The sequence below is a fragment of the Amycolatopsis sp. 3B14 genome (genome assembly GCF_050958625.1).
Lineage (GTDB): Bacteria > Actinomycetota > Actinomycetes > Mycobacteriales > Pseudonocardiaceae > Amycolatopsis_E > Amycolatopsis_E thermoflava.
The window spans coordinates 1-15,720 of sequence record NZ_JBHZEN010000059.1; the positions used below are offsets into that span (position 1 = coordinate 1).

The following is a 15,720-nucleotide window of genomic DNA, read 5'->3' on the forward strand; positions in this document are numbered from 1 at the left end:
GATCGGCTGTGGATCGGGGGCGGGGGAGGTCTGGTTCGATGGTCGGTGCTGTTGCGTTGCCGGCTTGCGTTCGGGCGGGGGAGGTCTGGTTGGGGTGGTCGCTTGCTTTTCGTTGCCGGCTTGCGTTGCGTTGCTTGTAAAAGAAAAAGCCCGGGCCTGGTGGCCCGGGCTTCCTCTTTTGCTCTCAGTCCAGGTAGTCCCGCAGGACCTGCGAGCGGCTGGGGTGCCGCAGCTTGGACATCGTCTTCGATTCGATCTGCCGGATGCGCTCGCGCGTGACCCCGTAGACCTGGCCGATTTCGTCTAAAGTCCTCGGCTGGCCGTCGGTCAGGCCGAAGCGCAGCCGGACCACGCCGGCCTCGCGCTCGGACAGCGTCTGCAGCACCGACTGGAGCTGGTCCTGCAGCAACGTGAACGACACGGCGTCGACCGCGACGACCGCTTCCGAGTCCTCGATGAAGTCGCCCAGCTGCGAGTCGCCCTCGTCGCCGATCGTCTGGTCCAGCGAGATCGGCTCGCGGGCGTACTGCTGGATCTCCAGGACCTTCTCCGGGGAGATGTCCATCTCCTTCGCGAGCTCCTCGGGGGTGGGCTCGCGGCCGAGGTCCTGCAGCAGCTCACGCTGGATGCGGCCGAGCTTGTTGATCACCTCGACCATGTGGACCGGAATACGGATGGTCCGGGCCTGGTCGGCCATCGCGCGGGTGATCGCCTGCCGGATCCACCACGTCGCGTACGTGGAGAACTTGTAGCCCTTCGTGTAGTCGAACTTCTCGACCGCACGGATGAGGCCCAGGTTGCCCTCCTGGATCAGGTCCAGGAACGCCATGCCGCGGCCGGTGTAGCGCTTGGCCAGCGACACGACCAGACGGAGGTTCGCCTCCAGCAGGTGGTTCTTGGCGCGCTCCCCGTCCCGGATGATCCAGCGCAGGTCGCGGCGCATCTGGGTGGCGAGCTTCTCGCCCTCCTCCTCCGCGATGCGCAGCCGCTCCGCCGCGTACAGGCCGGCCTCGATCCGCTTGGCGAGCTCGACCTCCTCCTCGGCGTTGAGCAGCGCGACCTTGCCGATCTGCTTCAGGTACGCGCGCACCGAGTCCGCGGACGCGGTGAGCTCGGCGTCCTTGCGGGCCTGCCGCAGGGCCTCCGACTCCTCCTCGTCCCAGACGAAATCACGATCGGTCGACTTGGCGCCCGACTTCGCGGCCGGCGTCTTCTCGTCCGGCTCGTCCTCGTCGAGGTCCTCGGCTTCGTCGGTGACGGTCGCGTCGACGACGTCGACCTCCACCTCGCTTTCGAGGTCGGCGAGATCGGCTTCGAGGTCGACGTCCTCGATGTCCTCTCCGCCGGGGCCGTCCGGCTCCCCGTCGTCGGTCTTGCCGGCCTTGCGGGTGGTGCGGCCCTTGGCCGGAGCCTTCTTCGGGCCCTTGGCCGCGGCCGGCTTACGGGTGGTCGCCTTCTTCGTGGCGCCGGAGCCCTGAGCCTCGGCCTCGGTCACGTTCTCACGGCCCGCGTCGGGTTCCGCGCTCACGTCGGCGGCGCTCGTTGTCTTCGTGCCGCTTCGGGTAGCGGTTTTTGCGGCTGCCACGTACGCCCTTTCGCAGCGGTCGATCACGGCGAGCCGGGATGGTGGGTCCCGGCTGCCTCAGATTCGGGGAACGTCCCGCGGCCTGCGGTTTTGTCCTCCGCGACCGTGGGCCGTGTTCCATTGTAACGACGATACGCCGGTGCGTTGCGGCCGATCATCGTTCAAACTCGGCGGGCCGGTGGGCAGGTCAGTGCTCCAGGCCCTCGGCCGCGGCCAGCGCCGCGCCCACGATCCCCGCGTTGTTCTGCAGCGATGCGACCAGGACCGGTGTCCTGATCTCCAGCAGCGGCACCCACTTCTCGGCCTTCTTGCTGACCCCGCCGCCCACGATGAACAGATCCGGCCAGATGAGGTTCTCCAGCACGGAAAGGTAACGGTTCACGCGCTTGGCCCACTGCGGGTAGGACAGGCCCTCGTTGTCCTTGGCCGAGGCGGCTGCCTTCTTCTCCGCGTCGTGCCCGTCGACCTCGAGGTGGCCGAACTCGGTGTTCGGCATCAGGGTGCCGTGCTGGAACAGCGCGCTGCCGATGCCGGTGCCGAACGTCAGCAGGGTGGTGACGCCCTTGCGGGCCCGCGGGTCGCCGTAGCGGATCTCGGCCATGCCGGCCGCGTCGGCGTCGTTGAGCATCGCGATGTCGTCCTCGTGGCGGTCCAGCCGCTTGGCGAACAACGCGTCCGCGTCGGTGCCGATCCAGCTGGGGTCGATGTTCGCCGCGGTGTGCGCGACGCCCTTCTTCACCACCGCGGGCAGCGTGATGCCGACCGGGCCCTCCCAGCCGAAGTGCGCCACGACCTGGGCCACCACGTCGGCCACCGCGTCCGGGGTCGCCGGGCGCGGGGTGTCGATCCGGAAGCGGTCGCCGATCAGTGCGCCCTTTTCCAGGTCGACAAGGGCGCCCTTGATACCGCTGCCGCCGATGTCGATTCCGAAACCACGGGTCGCCGTCATTGGCGCCGTCCCTTCTCGCTCGATTCAGAAACCTGTGCCGGAGACTTTAACCGGGTGTGGTCCCATGGTGGACGTGGGAGCTGCCGAAACAGAGTTGAAGGACGTTGCCGTCCAGGTCGCGGCCGAGGCCGCGGACCTGGTCCGCCGTGCCCGTGACGCCATGGTCGCAGGTGAGCCGGTGTCGGTCGAGACCAAGACGACGGACACCGACGTGGTCACCGCGGTCGACCGCGCCGCCGAGCAGCTGGTGCGCGACCGGCTGGCGGATCTGCGGCCGGGGGACCACGTCCTGGGGGAAGAGGCCGGCGGCGCGGCAGGTGACGGCGTGACGTGGGTGGTGGACCCGATCGACGGCACCGTCAACTTCCTCTACGGCGCGCCCCTGTTCGCTGTGTCGCTCGCGGCGCAGGTGGACGGGGTGTCGGTGGCCGGGGCGGTCGTGGAACCCGTCAGCGGGCGCTGCTGGACGGCCGTGCGGGGCCAGGGCGCGTGGCTCGACGGCCGGCGGCTCTCGGTGTCCTCGCCCGAGCGGCTGGAGCTGAGCCTGATCGGCACCGGGTTCGCCTACCAGGCCGAGCGGCGGGCGCGGCAGGCCCGCTTGGTGTCCGGGCTGCTGACCCGCGTGCGTGACGTCCGCCGGGCCGGGGTGGCCTCGCTCGACCTGTGCGCCGTGGCGGCCGGGTGGCTGGACGGGTACCTGGAGCACGGCCTGCACCGCTGGGACTGGGCGGCCGGGGCGCTGGTGGCGGAGGAAGCAGGTGCGGTGGTGCACCTGCCGGGCTCGGACCCGGCCCTGGGTGCGGACGCGACCTTCGCGGCCGCGCCGTCGATCGCCGGAGCGCTCTACGACGCGGCCGTGGAGTGCGGCGTCAAGGAGGTGTAGCGGCCGCCGGCGGCGGCCGGGGTCGGCCGAGTGCGGACCTCGTGGCCGTGTGCGTGGAACTCGTGGGCGGGAGTGTGGGACTCGCGCCTGCTAGCGACCGCGGCGGGGGTCAGCAGGTGCCGGGGCGGGCGGCGGCCAGCAGTGCTTCGTCGATCGCCGGCGGGTTGACCGCGGACTGCTCGCCGCCGTCGCCGTCGTGCTGGCTCGACCACGCCTGCAGCTGCGCGAGGATGTCGCGCGCCGCCTGCGTCGGCACCACGTCGCCGAAGGCGCTGCCGATCGCCAGGTCCACGCTCGCGTCCTCGCGGTTGTCCCGCACCAGTTCGACGCACGGCACGACCAGGCTGAGCGTGCGCGCCGCGGAGCTGCCGTTGTCGCCGAAGCGCAACTGGCCGCGGCAGGCCGCCTCGTCGGTCGCGTAGGCAGGGTCGTTCTCCGGCGGCGCGATCTGCGTGAAACCCAGCTGCCGCAGGCTTTCCGTGGTGATCGCGGCCTGCCCGCGCTTCTCGCTCGCGTTGAGCACCTTCACCGCGATCCGGTCGGCCGGCACGGGCGTCGTCTCGTCGAGCGCGTTGTAACCCAGGTTGGTGTACGTCACACCGGGTGGCGGCGTGGGCGGCGGATCGCACCGCAGCGCTTCGTCGATGTCCTGCTTGCTGGTGATCGCGCGCACCCAGATGACCATCGCGACGAGCCCGAGCACCCCGATCACGATCAAGGCGGGCAGCGGGCGGCGCTTGCGGTAGGGCCGCGATCTCCGGTTGCCGTAACCGATCCCCGACGACACCTGCCCCACCCCTTCGATCGAAGACCCGAACACCCGCTCGCCCGAACCGTCGTTCCTGATCAGCGTAGGCGTTACAGTGCACCAGCGTCGTCACCCGTCCGAAGCCGGGGTACGTGTCGCACCGTCCCACGGGCGTCCCCGGATTGTGTTCCCCCTGTTGGGTGACGTATGTCCTGCTTCGAATGACACTCTGCGCGTGCGGGTAAAGCGTGAGCTACCCTCTGCGGGCTCCGCCCGTAGATCAGGTACCGAAACACGTTGCTGAAGAGAGACCTGGCTCACTACGGCGGCGGGCACAAACCGGGGCGCTGGGACGTTGACCAGCGGCACGACAGCATGCGAACAGCGTGCTTGAACAGTGATTACGAAGCTGATCGCAGGGGTGAGGGACAATGGCGACCGACTACGACGCTCCGCGCCGCAGCGAAGCCGACGAGCTCGCCGAGGACTCGTTGGAGGAGCTGAAGGCTCGCCGGAACGAGACGCAGTCCGGCGTGGTGGACGTGGACGAGGACGCGAGCGCGGAGAACTTCGAGCTTCCGGGCGCGGACCTGTCCGGGCTGTCGGGTGAGGACCTGACGGTGAAGGTGGTGCCGAAGCAGGCTGACGAGTTCACCTGCTCCGTGTGCTTCCTGGTGCACCACCGGAGCAGGCTGGCGGAGGAGCACAACGGGCAGATGATCTGCCGCGACTGCGCGTGAGACCGCGGACGGCCGGGCTACTTCCCTGAGCGGAGCAGCTCGGCCAGGGCCTCCGGCCTGCGGGTACTGAACACCCAGTAGGGGGTCGGGTCCGCCGGGTCGGTCAGGTGCACGCGCAGCAGCGAACCGACCCAGCCGCGATGCGTCACGTATGCGGCGGGGTCGAGTTCCGGCCCCATCGCCTTCCGCTTCCGGTCCTTACCGATGACTTCGACCTCACCCACGAACCGCAACGGCAGATGAGCGTCACCGACTTCGAGCTCGTCGCCGGTCACCCGGATCCGGGCCCGGCCCATGGCCACCAGCCACGCCACCATCAGCGGAATCAGCACCGCGAACGGCAGCCACAGCGGCACCGCCGGGTAGCCGAGGTGGATCTCGTAGGCCAGCAGCGCCGCGCCCGCCAGCGGCAGCGGCCAGCCCCACCACGACAGGTACAGCCGTTCGGAATACCGCGTGCTGCCGTCTCCCGCAGTCGTCTCGCCCACCGCACCGGCCGCGCTCGCGTGCTCACCCATGCCTCCAGGGTAGTCTCGCCGCCCGTGTCCCCCGTGCAGGTCCTGCTCACCCGGCTCGATCCGGGCGTCCCGATCCCGTCCTACGCAAGGCCCGGCGACGCCGGCGCCGACCTGGTGACCACCACCGACGTCGTGCTGGAGCCCGGCGAGCGGGTGCTGGTCGGCACCGGCGTGGCGATCGCGCTGCCGCCCGGCTACGCCGGGTTCGTGCACCCGCGCTCCGGTCTGGCCGCGCGGACCGGGCTGTCCGTGGTGAACACGCCGGGCACCATCGACTCGGGCTATCGCGGGGAGATCAAGGTGTGCCTGGTCAACCACGACCGCAGCGAGCCGATCCGGCTCGCGCGGGGGGACCGGATCGCGCAGCTGGTGGTCCAGCGTGTGGAGACGGCGGAGTTCGTGGAGGTCGCTGAGCTGGCGGCGACGGAACGCGGGGCGGGCGGGTACGGCTCGACCGGCGGGCATGCGACGCTGACCGGGAATCCCGGGGAAGGAACGAGGGAGTAGTGGGCATCTTCGGACGCAAGAAGCGGGGCCGCCACGCGATGGCCGACCCCGGCGAGTCCTGGGAGCCGGACGTTGCCGAGGAGCCGGAAGAGGACCCGGAGCCGGAGGCCACCGACGGGCCGTTCGACATCGCCGATGCGCCGGAGGACGGCAGGCCGCGGATCGACCTCGGCTCGGTGCGGGTCCCGGTGCCCGACGGCACCCAGGTGCAGGTCGAGATGGACCCGCAGGCCGGTGGCGTGCGCGCGGTGCACGTGGTGACGGCGCACGGCCAGGTCACGGTGAGCGCCTACGCGGCGCCGCGCTCCGGCGGGCTGTGGCGCGAGGTGGTCGGCGAGCTGACCGAGCAGCTGCGCAACGACGGCGCCAAGGTCGCGCCGGGCCAGGGTGAGTGGGGGCCGGAGCTGTCCGCGCTCATCGGCGACGTGGCACTGCGGTTCGTCGGGGTCGACGGGCCGCGCTGGATGCTGCGCGGGGTGATCGCCGGCCCGCAGTCGATGGCGGCCGAGGCGCCCGCCGTGCTGCGCGACATCGTCCGCGGCACGATCGTCGACCGCGGCGACGCGCCGATGCCGGTGCGCACGCCGCTGCCGATCACGTTGCCGGACGCGGTGGCCGAGCACATCGCGCAGCAGCAGGGCCAGCAGTAGGCACGCACTCGGTGGTGACTGGGAGCGCACGCCGGGGTGGATGCTCCCCGCCTTGCCCGGTGGGGTTCTCCGCGAGGTCTGTGATGGTCCGCGTCGCTGTGCTGGTCGTGGGCGCGCCTCGTACCCGCTGCGGGGCGTCAAGCCCTGCCGCGCGGCTGGGCTCGCCGCGGCGGTGCGGACCTCACCCGCCCGCCTGGAGCCACGCCAGCAGTGCGGCGCGGCCCAGTGACTCGCGGTCGGCGCCGAGCGCGGTCAGCGTGGTCTCCCGGACCACGGCCCGGGGAAGCGCTTCCGCCCACGCGTGCGCCACTGCGGCCGGGTGGACCGGATCGTCGGTGCACGCGGCGATGCCGACCGGGACGTCCAGTCCGGCCAGCGCGTCCAACGTCGGCGCGGGGTGGGCCGCCGCGACGCGCAGGCTCGCCGCCAGGCCGTCCCCGTGCCGCCGCCAGGCCCTCGTCAGCTCGGCGGCGAGCCAGGGCGCCACTCCGGCCGTGGCGAGCCGCAGCGCCTCCTCCAGGCCCTGCGAGTCGACCAGGTCGGCGGAGGCGCGCGCGGCCAGCGAGGCAGGCGCGTCGTCCGGGCGACCGCACCAGGCCGGCATCGCGAGCAACAGGCCGGCGCACCGGCCGGGGTTGCGGACCGCCCATTCGGCCGCCAGGTGCGCGCCGAGGGAGATGCCTCCGGCGAGCACCGGGCCGTCGGCCGCGGCGTCGTCGAGTGACGTGAGCAGGCCTGCTGTCACAGCGGCGCCGCCCGGTGGTGCGGGGGTCCGTGTGCGTATGCCGAACGCACCCAGTGGACCTGCGAAAACAGACCGGACGAACACCTCGTCCGACCCCGTCCCCGGTAGCAGGACGGCGGCCGGTTTCGGCATTGCGGACGTCACGTTGCGATCTTGCCGCAAAGCGGTTGTGCTGGCCCCCACGAGGTTAGGCTGGACGACGTACGGGCCGTTCGAGTCGGGGGCCCCGGAACAGGAGCAGACGCCTATGTCCGCCAAAGACGGCGGCTATTTCAGCCGGCTGGTGCGCAAGCTGACCAGCGACGTCGAGGAACTCGACGCTGATGATCTGTCCGAAAAATCCGAGGCAGGCGGCGCGCGACGAGCATGCGACTGCCGGTCGGGCGAAGAGGTGACCGTCCTCGGGCGGTTGCGCAGCGTGGAGCTGTGTCCCACGAAAGAGGCGGCGACACTGCGTGCCGAGTTGTTCGACGGCACGGAGGGCGTGACGCTAGTCTGGCTGGGACGGCGCCGCATCCCGGGCATCGAACCGGGCCGGACCATCAAGGTCCGGGGACGCATGGCCGAGCGAGACGGCCAGAAGGTGCTGTACAACCCGTTCTACGAGCTGCAGACGACCTCCTGAGTTGGTAACCGCGTGACTGAACCCGCCCGTCCAGGCGACAAGACCGATCCGCACCCCGCCGCAGACGGGGCCGAGCCTGGGCGGGCGGGTGAGCGGCCCGAGCCCACGATGCTGGAACAGATGGGCGGGGTGTCCGGCCTCGTCTACTCCTCCGTGCCGATCGTGGTGTTCGTGCTCGCGAACTCGTTCTTCGGGCTCACGGCGGGCATCTGGAGCGCCGTCGGCAGCGCCGCGCTGATCACGATCGTGCGCCTGGTGCGCCGCGAGTCGCTGCAGCCGGCCATCTCCGGACTGTTCGGCGTGGGCATCGGCGCGTTCATCGCCTACCGCACCGGGTCCGCGAAGGGCTTCTTCCTGTTCGGGATCTGGGCGAGCCTCGTCTACTGCGGCGTGTTCGTGCTGTCCGTGGTGGTGCGCTGGCCGCTGGCGGGCGTGATCTGGAACTTCCTCAACGGCACGGGCACCGCGTGGCGCCGGGACAAGCCGTCCCGCCTCGGCTACGACGTCGCCACCCTGGCGCTGGCCGCCGTGTTCGGGGCGCGGTTCGTGGTGCAGCGGTGGCTCTACGAGGCCGACTACACCGGCTGGCTGGCGTTCGCGAAGATCGCCATGGGCTGGCCGCTGTACGGGCTGGCGCTGCTGGTCGTCGTGTGGGCCGTGCGCCGCTCCGACAAGCGCCTCAAGGAGATCGAGGAGGCCCGCGTCGCCGAGGAGGCGGACGCCGAGGCCCGCCTCCGCCTGAAGTACGGCCAGCCGCCGCAGGAGGCCTAGGACGTGTCTGACAATGTCTTGGTCCAGGTGACTACGGGATGCAGGACGACTGCTGATCGGTAGACGATCTTGTCGTGGCGAGTGGCCAGGCCTCGCCAGTGTTTGAGCAGGTTGAAGTGGCGTTCGACGGCGTTGCGGCCGTGGTGGTCGACCGTGTGGAAGGCGGGTGGTCGCCCGCTGCGGGAACCGCGGCGTTTGCGGTGTCCGGTCTGGTCGGCGGGTTCGGGGATTACTGCGGTGGTGCCGGGGTCGGGCAGATGTTCGCGGATTGCCCGCGAGGAGTAGGCCTTGTCGCCGCGGAGTCGGTCGGGCCGGGTCCGAGCTCGGCCGCGTCCACAGCGGGGGACGTGCAGATGCCGCATCAGGTGCGGGAACATCGGCGTGGGTGAGCAGGCGGTGCAGGACGGCGCCCGGCACCTGGCGAGGCACGAACCGCAGCCACCGGGCCTCGGAACGCACCCCAGCAGCACTTGCGCCACCGCCAGCGTCAGCAGTTCAGCATCCGGCAGCCGCGGCGGCCTCCCCACCCGAGCGGGCTCACCAAGCTAGTCATCGATCTCTAGTAACCGAGCGCCTTGCGGATGTCGTTCTCGACCTCCGCGTTGGCCACGAACAGCAGTTCGTCGCCCGGCTCCAGCGGGTCCTCCGGCTGCGGCACGATCACCCGGTCGCCGCGCAGGATCGTCACCAGCGCGGCGTCCCGCGGCAGCGCCAGGTCGCTCACCGGGCGGCCGGCCAGCGGGGTCTGGTCGGGCAGGGTCAGCTCGACCAGGTTGGCCTGCCCCTGCCGGAACGTCAGCAGCCGCACCAGGTCGCCGACGCTGACCGCCTCCTCGACCATCGCGGCCAGGATCCGCGGCGTCGACACGGCGACGTCCACGCCCCACGCGTCGGTGTAGAGCCACTCGTTGGCCGGGTTGTTCACCCGCGCCACGACCCGCCGCACCGCGAACTCGGTCTTCGCCAGCAGCGACACGACCAGGTTCACTTTGTCGTCACCGGTCGCGGCGATCACCACGTCGCAGCGCTCGATCCCGGAGTCCTCCAGCGTCGAGACCTCGCACGCGTCGCCGAGCACCCAGTCGGCCTGTTCGACGGTGTCCGGCTCGAACTGCCCGGCCTGCCGCTCGATCAGCATGACCTGGTGGCCGCCGTCGATCAGCTCCTTGGCGATCGACCGGCCAACCGCGCCTGCTCCCGCGATCGCGACCCGCATCAGGCTTCCTCCTCCGGCGCACGCGCCGCGGTGCTCGTCACGTCGCCGACGGTTCCGGACCTCGCGGCCACGTAGACCAGGTCGTCCGCCTGCAACACCGTCTTGGAATCGGGCAGAACGGGCGTGCCGAACCGCATGATGAACGCGACCCGCGCGCCGGTCGACTCCTGCAGCTCGTTGACGCTGCGGCCGATCCAGCCCTCGTGCAGCGGCAACTGCAGCACCGCGACGTTGCCGCTGGGGTCCCGCCACGCCGAGGCCACCCCGTCGGGCAGCAGCGTGCGCAGGAACCGGTCGGTCGTCCACGGCACGGTCGCCACGGTGGGGATGCCCAGCCGCTCGTAGACCGCCGCGCGCTTCGGGTCGTAGATGCGGGCCACGACGTGCTCGACGCCGAAGTTCTCCCGCGCCACCCGCGCCGAGATGATGTTCGAGTTGTCGCCGCTGGACACCGCGGCGAAGGCGCCCGCCTTCTCGATGCCCGCGTCGATCAGCACCTGCCGGTCGAAGCCCATGCCCAGCACCTGCTGGCCGTGGAAGTCGCTGCCGAGCCGCCGGAACGCCTCCTGCGCCTTGTCGATCACCGCGACCTCATGACCCAGGCGCTCGAGGGCCGCGGCCAGGGACGCGCCCACCCGGCCGCACCCCATGATCACCACGTGCACGTCACTGCCTCCTGTGTGTCACCCGAACGGCGGTTACCCGGTAGATGCCGACGCAGAACCTACCTTGTCCGGCCCCCTCGCGGACCCGCCCGTACCCTTCTGACGTGTCGAAGATTGCGACCGCCACCAAACGGCTGCTCGTCGGCCGTCCGTTCCGGAGCGACCGGCTCTCCCACACCCTGCTCCCGAAGCGGATCGCGCTGCCGATCTTCGCGTCGGACGCGCTCTCGAGCGTCGCGTACGCGCCCGAGGAGATCTTCCTGACGCTGAGCGTCGCCGGGCTGTCGGCCTACGCCTACTCGCCGTGGATCGGCATCGCCGTCGCGGTGGTCATGCTGGTCGTGGTGGCTTCCTACCGCCAGAACGTGCACGCCTACCCCAGCGGTGGCGGCGACTACGAGGTCGCCAGCACCAACCTCGGCGGCAGATTCGGCCTGACCGTGGCGAGCGCGCTGCTGGTCGACTACGTCCTCACCGTGGCGGTGTCCACGTCCTCCGGCGTGGCCAACATCGGGTCGGCGATCCCGTTCGTGGCCGAGCACAAGGTGCTCAGCGCGGTGATCATCGTGGTGGTCCTGACCTCGATCAACCTGCGTGGCGTGCGCGAGTCGGGCAAGGCCTTCGCGATTCCGACATACGGGTTCATCATCGGCATTCTGGGCATGGTCCTGTGGGGCCTGTTCGAGGCGGTCCGCGGCACGCCCATGCGCGCCGAGAGCGCGGACTTCGACCTGCACGCCGAGGCGTCCTTCACCGGCTTCGCGTTCGTCTTCCTCATCGCCCGCGCGTTCTCCTCCGGCGCGGCGGCGCTGACCGGCGTCGAGGCGATCAGCAACGGCGTGCCCGCCTTCCGCAAGCCGAAGTCGAAGAACGCGGCCACGACGCTGCTGATGATGGGCGTGCTCGCGGTGACGATGCTGCTGGGCATCATCACGCTGGCGATCCTCACCGACGTCAAGTTCGCCGAAGACCCGGCGACCCAGCTGAGCGGCACCCCGGAGGGCTACCAGCAGAAGACGATCGTCGCCCAGATCGCGCAGGCGGTGTTCCCGCACTTCGAGCCCGCCTTCTACTACATCTCCTTCAGCACCGGCATCATCCTGCTGCTGGCCGCGAACACCGCCTTCAACGGCTTCCCGGTGCTGGCCTCGATCCTCGCGCAGGACCGGTTCCTGCCGCGCCAGCTGCACACCCGCGGCGACCGGCTGACCTTCTCCAACGGCATCCTGTTCCTGGCCGCGTTCGCGCTGGTCCTGATCATCGCGTTCGACGCCGAGGTCACCAAGCTGATCCAGCTCTACATCGTGGGCGTGTTCGTGTCGTTCACGGTGAGCCAGGCCGGCATGCTGCGGCACTGGAACCGGCTGCTGTCCCGCGAAACCGATCCGCAGGCCCGGCGGCGGATGCGCCGTTCGCAGACCGTCAACGCGATCGGCCTGACGATGACCGGCACCGTGCTGGTCATCGTGCTGATCACGAAGTTCCTGCTCGGCGCGTGGATCGCGATCGCCGCGATGGTGGCGATCTACCTGCTGATGACCGCGATCCGCAAGCACTACGACCGGGTGTCCGAGGAGCTGGCCGCGCTGGACGGCAGCCCGACCGTGCTGCCTTCGCGCAACCACGCGATCGTGCTGGTCTCCAAGCTGCACCTGCCGACCATGCGCGCCCTGGCCTACGCGAAGGCCATGCGGCCGGACGTCCTGGAGGCCGTGACGGTCAACGTGGACGACGCCGAGACGCGGCAGCTGACCGCCGACTGGGAGGCCAAGGGCTTCAAGGTCCCGCTGAAAGTCGTCGAATCGCCCTACCGCGAGATCACGCGCCCGGTGCTGGACTACGTCAAGCGCGTGCGTGGCGACAACCCACGTGACGTGGTCACGGTGTTCATCCCCGAGTACGTCGTCGGGCACTGGTGGGAGCAGCTGCTGCACAACCAGAGCGCGCTGCGGCTCAAGGGACGGCTGCTGTTCCAGCCGGGTGTGATGGTCACCAGCGTGCCGTGGCAGCTGGCGTCCTCGGCGAAGGCGGTGCGGCGCGCGTCGCGGGCGCGCCCGGCGGCCGGTGACGTGCGCCGCGGCTTCTTCGGGGACGGGGCGTCCCGCACCGGGGCCGGCAAGGACGGCGGGAAGTGACCGGACAGGACTGGACCGGCCGGATCCTGGAGCTCGAAGTGGGACCCGTCGCCCACGGCGGGCACTGCGTGTCCCGGGTGGACGGCCGTGTCGTGTTCGTCCGGCACGCGCTGCCCGGCGAGCTGGTGCGCGCCGAGGTGACCGAGGACAAGGGCGGTTCGTTCTGCCGTGCGGACGCGGTGGAGGTCCTCCGCGCGGCGCCGGAACGGGTCGATCCGCCGTGCCCGCTCGCCGTGCCGGGGCAGTGCGGCGGCTGCGACTGGCAGCACGCGACGCCGGAGTTCCAGCGGGAGCTGAAGGGCCGCGTGGTCGCCGAGCAGCTGCAGCGGCTGGCCGGGCTGGACTGGCCGGTCGAGGTCGAGGCGCTGCCCGGGGGCGCGCTGGGCTGGCGGTCGCGGGTCCGGCTGGTCGCCGGACCGGACGGGCGGGCCGGGTTGCGGGCGCACCGCAGCCACCGGGTCGTGGCGCTGGAGAACTGCCCGATCGCGGTGCCGGGCGCGCTGGACCGGGCGTTGTCGCGGAAGTGGCGGCAGGGCACGGAGATCGAGGTGACCAGCGACGGGGACGGCCACGTGCACGCCCGTGAGCTGGCGACCGTGCGGGGCAAGCGCCGGGCGCGGCAGCTGGCCGGCGGGGAGGCGGTGCAGCACGCGGCGGGCCGGGACTGGCGGCTGCAGGCCCACGGGTTCTGGCAGGTGCACCCCGCGGCGGCGGAGACGTTCGCGTCGGTGGTGCGGGAGTGGGCGCGGGCGTCGCCCGGGGAGCTGGCCTGGGACCTCTACGCCGGGGTCGGGTTGTTCGCGTCGGTGCTGGCCGCGCAGGTCGGTGTGACGGGGCACGTGGTGGCGGTCGAGTCGGGGCAGCGCGCGGTGAGCGACGGCGAGCGGAACCTGGCGGACCTGCCGCAGGTGAGCTGGCGGGCGGGCCGGACGGAGCACGTGCTGCGGTCGCTGTCCGGGAAGCCGGAGGTCGTGGTGCTGGACCCGCCGCGGTCCGGGGCGGGGCGCGAGGTGGTTCAGGCGGTGGCGGCGGCCTCGCCCCAGCGGGTGGTGTACGTGGCGTGCGATCCGGCGGCGCTGGCCCGGGATGTCGCGACCTTCGGCGAGTCGGGGTACCGGCTGGAGCGGTTGCGGGCGTTCGACGCGTTCCCGATGACCCACCACGTGGAGTGCGTGGCGCTGCTGGTGCGCTGAGGCGCCCGGAATTGTCGGTGGCCTCCGGCATGATGCGGGGCATGGCCGAGTCCACTGTAGAAACGTTCGCCGTCCTGCTGTGCGATGCCGCCCAGCGGCGGCTGGGTGAGCTCGCGGCGCGGGAGCTGGCCGGCCCGCGCTACGACGCGCGCCTGATCGACCGGGCGGCGGAGCTGGCGCTGCGGGAGGTGCTGGCGCGGTTGTGGCGGACCGGCTGGCAGCCGGGGGACGTGCACCAGATCGCGTTGCGGCGGCTGGACCGGCGGGGGGTGGCGCTGACCTCGGACGTGCTCGCCGGGTGCGGCGGGGCCGAGCGGCCGTTGCTGGAGCGGTGGTCGGAGCAGCACGGCGTGGAGCGGGTGGCGGCGTTGCTCGTGGTGTTGTCGGTGCTGGAGGTGTTGCTGCCCCTGCCGCGGTTGCCGGAGGTGCCGGTCGCGGCGGAGCGGGCGGGCGTGGACGAGAAGGTGCTGGCGCGGATCCGGGCGCTGCTGGCGAAGGCGGAGTCGACGTCGTTCCCCGAGGAGGCGGAGGCGCTGTCGGCGAAGGCGCAGCAGCTGATGAGCCGGTACTCGTTCGAGCAGGCGCTGGTGGACGCGCCGGGGCCGAGGGCGGGTTCGGCGCGGCGGTTCTGGCTGGAGCAGCCGTACCTCGGCCCGAAGTCGTCGCTGGTGACGGCGGTCGCGACGGCCAACCGGTGCCGGGCCGCGTTCTACGCCAAGCTGGGGTTCGTGGTGCTGGTCGGCCACGAGGTCGACCTGGACCTGGTGGAGCTGCTGTCGACGTCGCTGCTGGTGCAGGCGAACGAGGCGATGCTGGCCGCCGGCCGTGGCGCGCGGACCCGCTCGTTCCGGCACGCCTTCCTGCTCGCCTACGCGACGCGAATAGGCGAACGCCTGACCGACGCCGACCGTGCCGCGGGGGCGGAGTTCGCGGAGGCGCGGCTGCTTCCGGTCCTCGCCCGGCGGCGCCAGGAGGTGGACACGCTGTTCACGGAGTTGTTCCCGCACACGACAACCCGCACGACGACCATCAGCAACCCCGAGGGCTGGACAGCAGGCCGAGAAGCCGCCAACCACGCACGGCTGACAGTGGAGCGCACCGAGGTGGAGGCAGGTTAGGACTCAGCGGACGCGGCCGCGTTCGCCCGAAGTGGCGCGGCCCTGCGGCGGCGCGCGTCGCCTTGGGCGCCGGTGAGGGTGGGCGGCTCTGATGCATTGCCCAGGATGCGGCTGCTCGGTAGCCCCGAAGCCGCACCGCGCTGCGGCGCGCGGCGCTGCCGATGAGGCCGCGCTGCCGTTGAGGTGCCGCCTCGCTTCCGAGTGCTGTCTGTGGAGTTTCGGCCCCGCCTCCACCAGCGCGCCGCCCCGACGCCCGCCCCGCCACCCCCACCGGGCGCCTCATCCGGGGGCGACCGCGCCGCTTCGCCCCGCCGCCGCGCGCCGCCGCGCCCTGCCCTGCCGCGCTGCCGCCCCGCGCCGCCCCGCGCCGCCGCGCGCTGCCGTGCGCTGCCGCGCCCGGCGCTGCCCGCCCGCGCCCCCACATCACCGCGCCGCTTCGCCCCGCCGCCGCGCCCTGCCCTGCCGCGCTGCCGCGCCCTGCCCTGCCGCGCTGCCGCCCCGCGCCGCCGCGCGCCGCCGCGCGCTGCCGTGCGCTGCCGCGCCCGGCGCTGCCCGCCCGCGCCCCCACATCACCGCGCCGCTTCGCCCCGCCGCCGCGCGCCGCTGCGCCCTGCCCTGCCGCGCTGCCGCCCCGCGCCGCCGGGCGCCGCCGGCGCTGTCGCGCCTGGCGCT

General features: G+C 71.9%; 16 protein-coding genes and 1 pseudogene. 9 read left to right on the plus strand and 8 right to left on the minus strand.

The window, feature by feature from the left end; translation table 11 throughout:
* Nucleotides 1-184 precede the first annotated feature (184 nt).
* Entirely contained in the window at nt 185-1,585 is a 1,401-nt protein-coding gene (locus ACCP09_RS30330; protein WP_027935077.1) for an RNA polymerase sigma factor, read from the minus strand.
* 187 nt (nt 1,586-1,772) lie between these two features.
* Entirely contained in the window at nt 1,773-2,534 is a 762-nt protein-coding gene (gene ppgK, locus ACCP09_RS30335; RefSeq protein WP_433752076.1) for a polyphosphate--glucose phosphotransferase, read from the minus strand.
* Nucleotides 2,535-2,598: 64 nt separating this feature from the next.
* Here ppgK and ACCP09_RS30340 point away from each other — a divergent pair, with 64 nt between their 5' ends.
* Nucleotides 2,599-3,417: an inositol monophosphatase family protein gene (locus ACCP09_RS30340; protein WP_433752078.1), complete on the plus strand. Its 819-nt coding sequence runs from the start codon at nt 2,599-2,601 to the stop codon at nt 3,415-3,417.
* A 109-nt stretch (nt 3,418-3,526) separates the two neighbouring features.
* Here ACCP09_RS30340 and cei read toward each other — a convergent pair whose 3' ends face one another.
* Nucleotides 3,527-4,204, minus strand: a complete 678-nt coding sequence (gene cei / locus ACCP09_RS30345; protein WP_027935079.1) for an envelope integrity protein Cei — start codon at nt 4,202-4,204, stop codon at nt 3,527-3,529.
* A gap of 392 nt (nt 4,205-4,596) precedes the next feature.
* Here cei and ACCP09_RS30350 point away from each other — a divergent pair, with 392 nt between their 5' ends.
* On the plus strand, nt 4,597-4,905 hold the full coding sequence (locus ACCP09_RS30350; protein ID WP_017983710.1) for a DUF4193 domain-containing protein: 309 nt from the start codon (nt 4,597-4,599) through the stop codon (nt 4,903-4,905).
* Between the two features lie 17 nt (nt 4,906-4,922).
* On the opposite strand, the gene ACCP09_RS30355 is transcribed toward ACCP09_RS30350, so the two are convergent.
* Entirely contained in the window at nt 4,923-5,423 is a 501-nt protein-coding gene (locus tag ACCP09_RS30355) for a DUF3093 domain-containing protein (RefSeq protein WP_378366244.1), read from the minus strand.
* Nucleotides 5,424-5,447: 24 nt separating this feature from the next.
* Here ACCP09_RS30355 and dut point away from each other — a divergent pair, with 24 nt between their 5' ends.
* Both dut and ACCP09_RS30365 read left to right on the plus strand, forming a co-directional pair.
* Nucleotides 5,448-5,930: a dUTP diphosphatase gene (gene dut, locus ACCP09_RS30360; protein WP_027935081.1), complete on the plus strand. Its 483-nt coding sequence runs from the start codon at nt 5,448-5,450 to the stop codon at nt 5,928-5,930.
* The gene (locus tag ACCP09_RS30365; RefSeq protein ID WP_027935082.1) at nt 5,930-6,580 is read left to right on the plus strand and encodes a DUF3710 domain-containing protein; all 651 of its coding nucleotides are present in this window, start codon (nt 5,930-5,932) and stop codon (nt 6,578-6,580) included. Before dut ends, ACCP09_RS30365 begins: the two co-directional genes overlap by 1 nt.
* A gap of 181 nt (nt 6,581-6,761) precedes the next feature.
* On the opposite strand, the gene ACCP09_RS30370 is transcribed toward ACCP09_RS30365, so the two are convergent.
* A complete protein-coding gene (locus ACCP09_RS30370; protein WP_378337208.1) occupies nt 6,762-7,457 on the minus strand; it encodes an alpha/beta fold hydrolase in 696 nt (231 codons plus the stop codon).
* A 115-nt stretch (nt 7,458-7,572) separates the two neighbouring features.
* Between ACCP09_RS30370 and ACCP09_RS30375 the strand changes: the two genes are divergently transcribed.
* Together ACCP09_RS30375 and ACCP09_RS30380 are read left to right on the plus strand one after the other, a co-directional pair.
* A complete protein-coding gene (locus tag ACCP09_RS30375) occupies nt 7,573-7,950 on the plus strand; it encodes an OB-fold nucleic acid binding domain-containing protein (RefSeq protein ID WP_026153310.1) in 378 nt (125 codons plus the stop codon).
* Between the two features lie 12 nt (nt 7,951-7,962).
* Nucleotides 7,963-8,721 (plus strand): DUF3159 domain-containing protein, encoded by a 759-nt coding sequence (locus ACCP09_RS30380; protein WP_378337202.1) that lies wholly within the window; start codon nt 7,963-7,965, stop codon nt 8,719-8,721.
* A gap of 405 nt (nt 8,722-9,126) precedes the next feature.
* On the opposite strand, the pseudogene ACCP09_RS30385 reads toward ACCP09_RS30380, so the two are convergent.
* The 3 genes and pseudogenes from ACCP09_RS30385 to ACCP09_RS30395 form a co-directional block, all read right to left on the minus strand.
* Nucleotides 9,127-9,266, minus strand: a pseudogene (locus ACCP09_RS30385) (IS982 family transposase); the annotation flags it as partial.
* A 14-nt stretch (nt 9,267-9,280) separates the two neighbouring features.
* Nucleotides 9,281-9,937 (minus strand): potassium channel family protein, encoded by a 657-nt coding sequence (locus ACCP09_RS30390; RefSeq protein WP_017983702.1) that lies wholly within the window; start codon nt 9,935-9,937, stop codon nt 9,281-9,283.
* A complete protein-coding gene (locus tag ACCP09_RS30395; protein ID WP_020418718.1) occupies nt 9,937-10,602 on the minus strand; it encodes a potassium channel family protein in 666 nt (221 codons plus the stop codon). The genes ACCP09_RS30390 and ACCP09_RS30395 overlap by 1 nt, the downstream gene beginning before the upstream one ends.
* A gap of 104 nt (nt 10,603-10,706) precedes the next feature.
* Between ACCP09_RS30395 and ACCP09_RS30400 the strand changes: the two genes are divergently transcribed.
* The 3 genes from ACCP09_RS30400 to ACCP09_RS30410 are packed head-to-tail and all read left to right on the plus strand — an operon-like array spanning nt 10,707 to nt 15,048.
* Nucleotides 10,707-12,737 (plus strand): APC family permease, encoded by a 2,031-nt coding sequence (locus ACCP09_RS30400; protein ID WP_027935086.1) that lies wholly within the window; start codon nt 10,707-10,709, stop codon nt 12,735-12,737.
* Nucleotides 12,734-13,930, plus strand: a complete 1,197-nt coding sequence (locus ACCP09_RS30405; protein ID WP_433752083.1) for a class I SAM-dependent RNA methyltransferase — start codon at nt 12,734-12,736, stop codon at nt 13,928-13,930. The genes ACCP09_RS30400 and ACCP09_RS30405 overlap by 4 nt, the downstream gene beginning before the upstream one ends.
* 41 nt (nt 13,931-13,971) lie before the next feature.
* Nucleotides 13,972-15,048, plus strand: a complete 1,077-nt coding sequence (locus ACCP09_RS30410; protein ID WP_433752085.1) for a DUF2786 domain-containing protein — start codon at nt 13,972-13,974, stop codon at nt 15,046-15,048.
* The last annotated feature ends 672 nt before the right edge of the window (nt 15,049-15,720 follow it).

Bases quoted from the DNA above. Each gene is read 5' to 3' on its own strand.
- ppgK (WP_433752076.1), bottom strand. From the start codon at position 2,534: ATGACGGCGACCCGTGGTTTCGGAATCGACATCGGCGGCAGCGGTATC.
- ACCP09_RS30340 (WP_433752078.1), top strand. From the start codon at position 2,599: ATGGTGGACGTGGGAGCTGCCGAAACAGAGTTGAAGGACGTTGCCGTC.
- ACCP09_RS30350 (WP_017983710.1), top strand. From the start codon at position 4,597: ATGGCGACCGACTACGACGCTCCGCGCCGCAGCGAAGCCGACGAGCTC.
- ACCP09_RS30355 (WP_378366244.1), bottom strand. From the start codon at position 5,423: ATGGGTGAGCACGCGAGCGCGGCCGGTGCGGTGGGCGAGACGACTGCG.
- ACCP09_RS30370 (WP_378337208.1), bottom strand. From the start codon at position 7,457: ATGCCGAAACCGGCCGCCGTCCTGCTACCGGGGACGGGGTCGGACGAG.
- ACCP09_RS30375 (WP_026153310.1), top strand. From the start codon at position 7,573: ATGTCCGCCAAAGACGGCGGCTATTTCAGCCGGCTGGTGCGCAAGCTG.
- ACCP09_RS30390 (WP_017983702.1), bottom strand. From the start codon at position 9,937: ATGCGGGTCGCGATCGCGGGAGCAGGCGCGGTTGGCCGGTCGATCGCC.
- ACCP09_RS30410 (WP_433752085.1), top strand. From the start codon at position 13,972: ATGGCCGAGTCCACTGTAGAAACGTTCGCCGTCCTGCTGTGCGATGCC.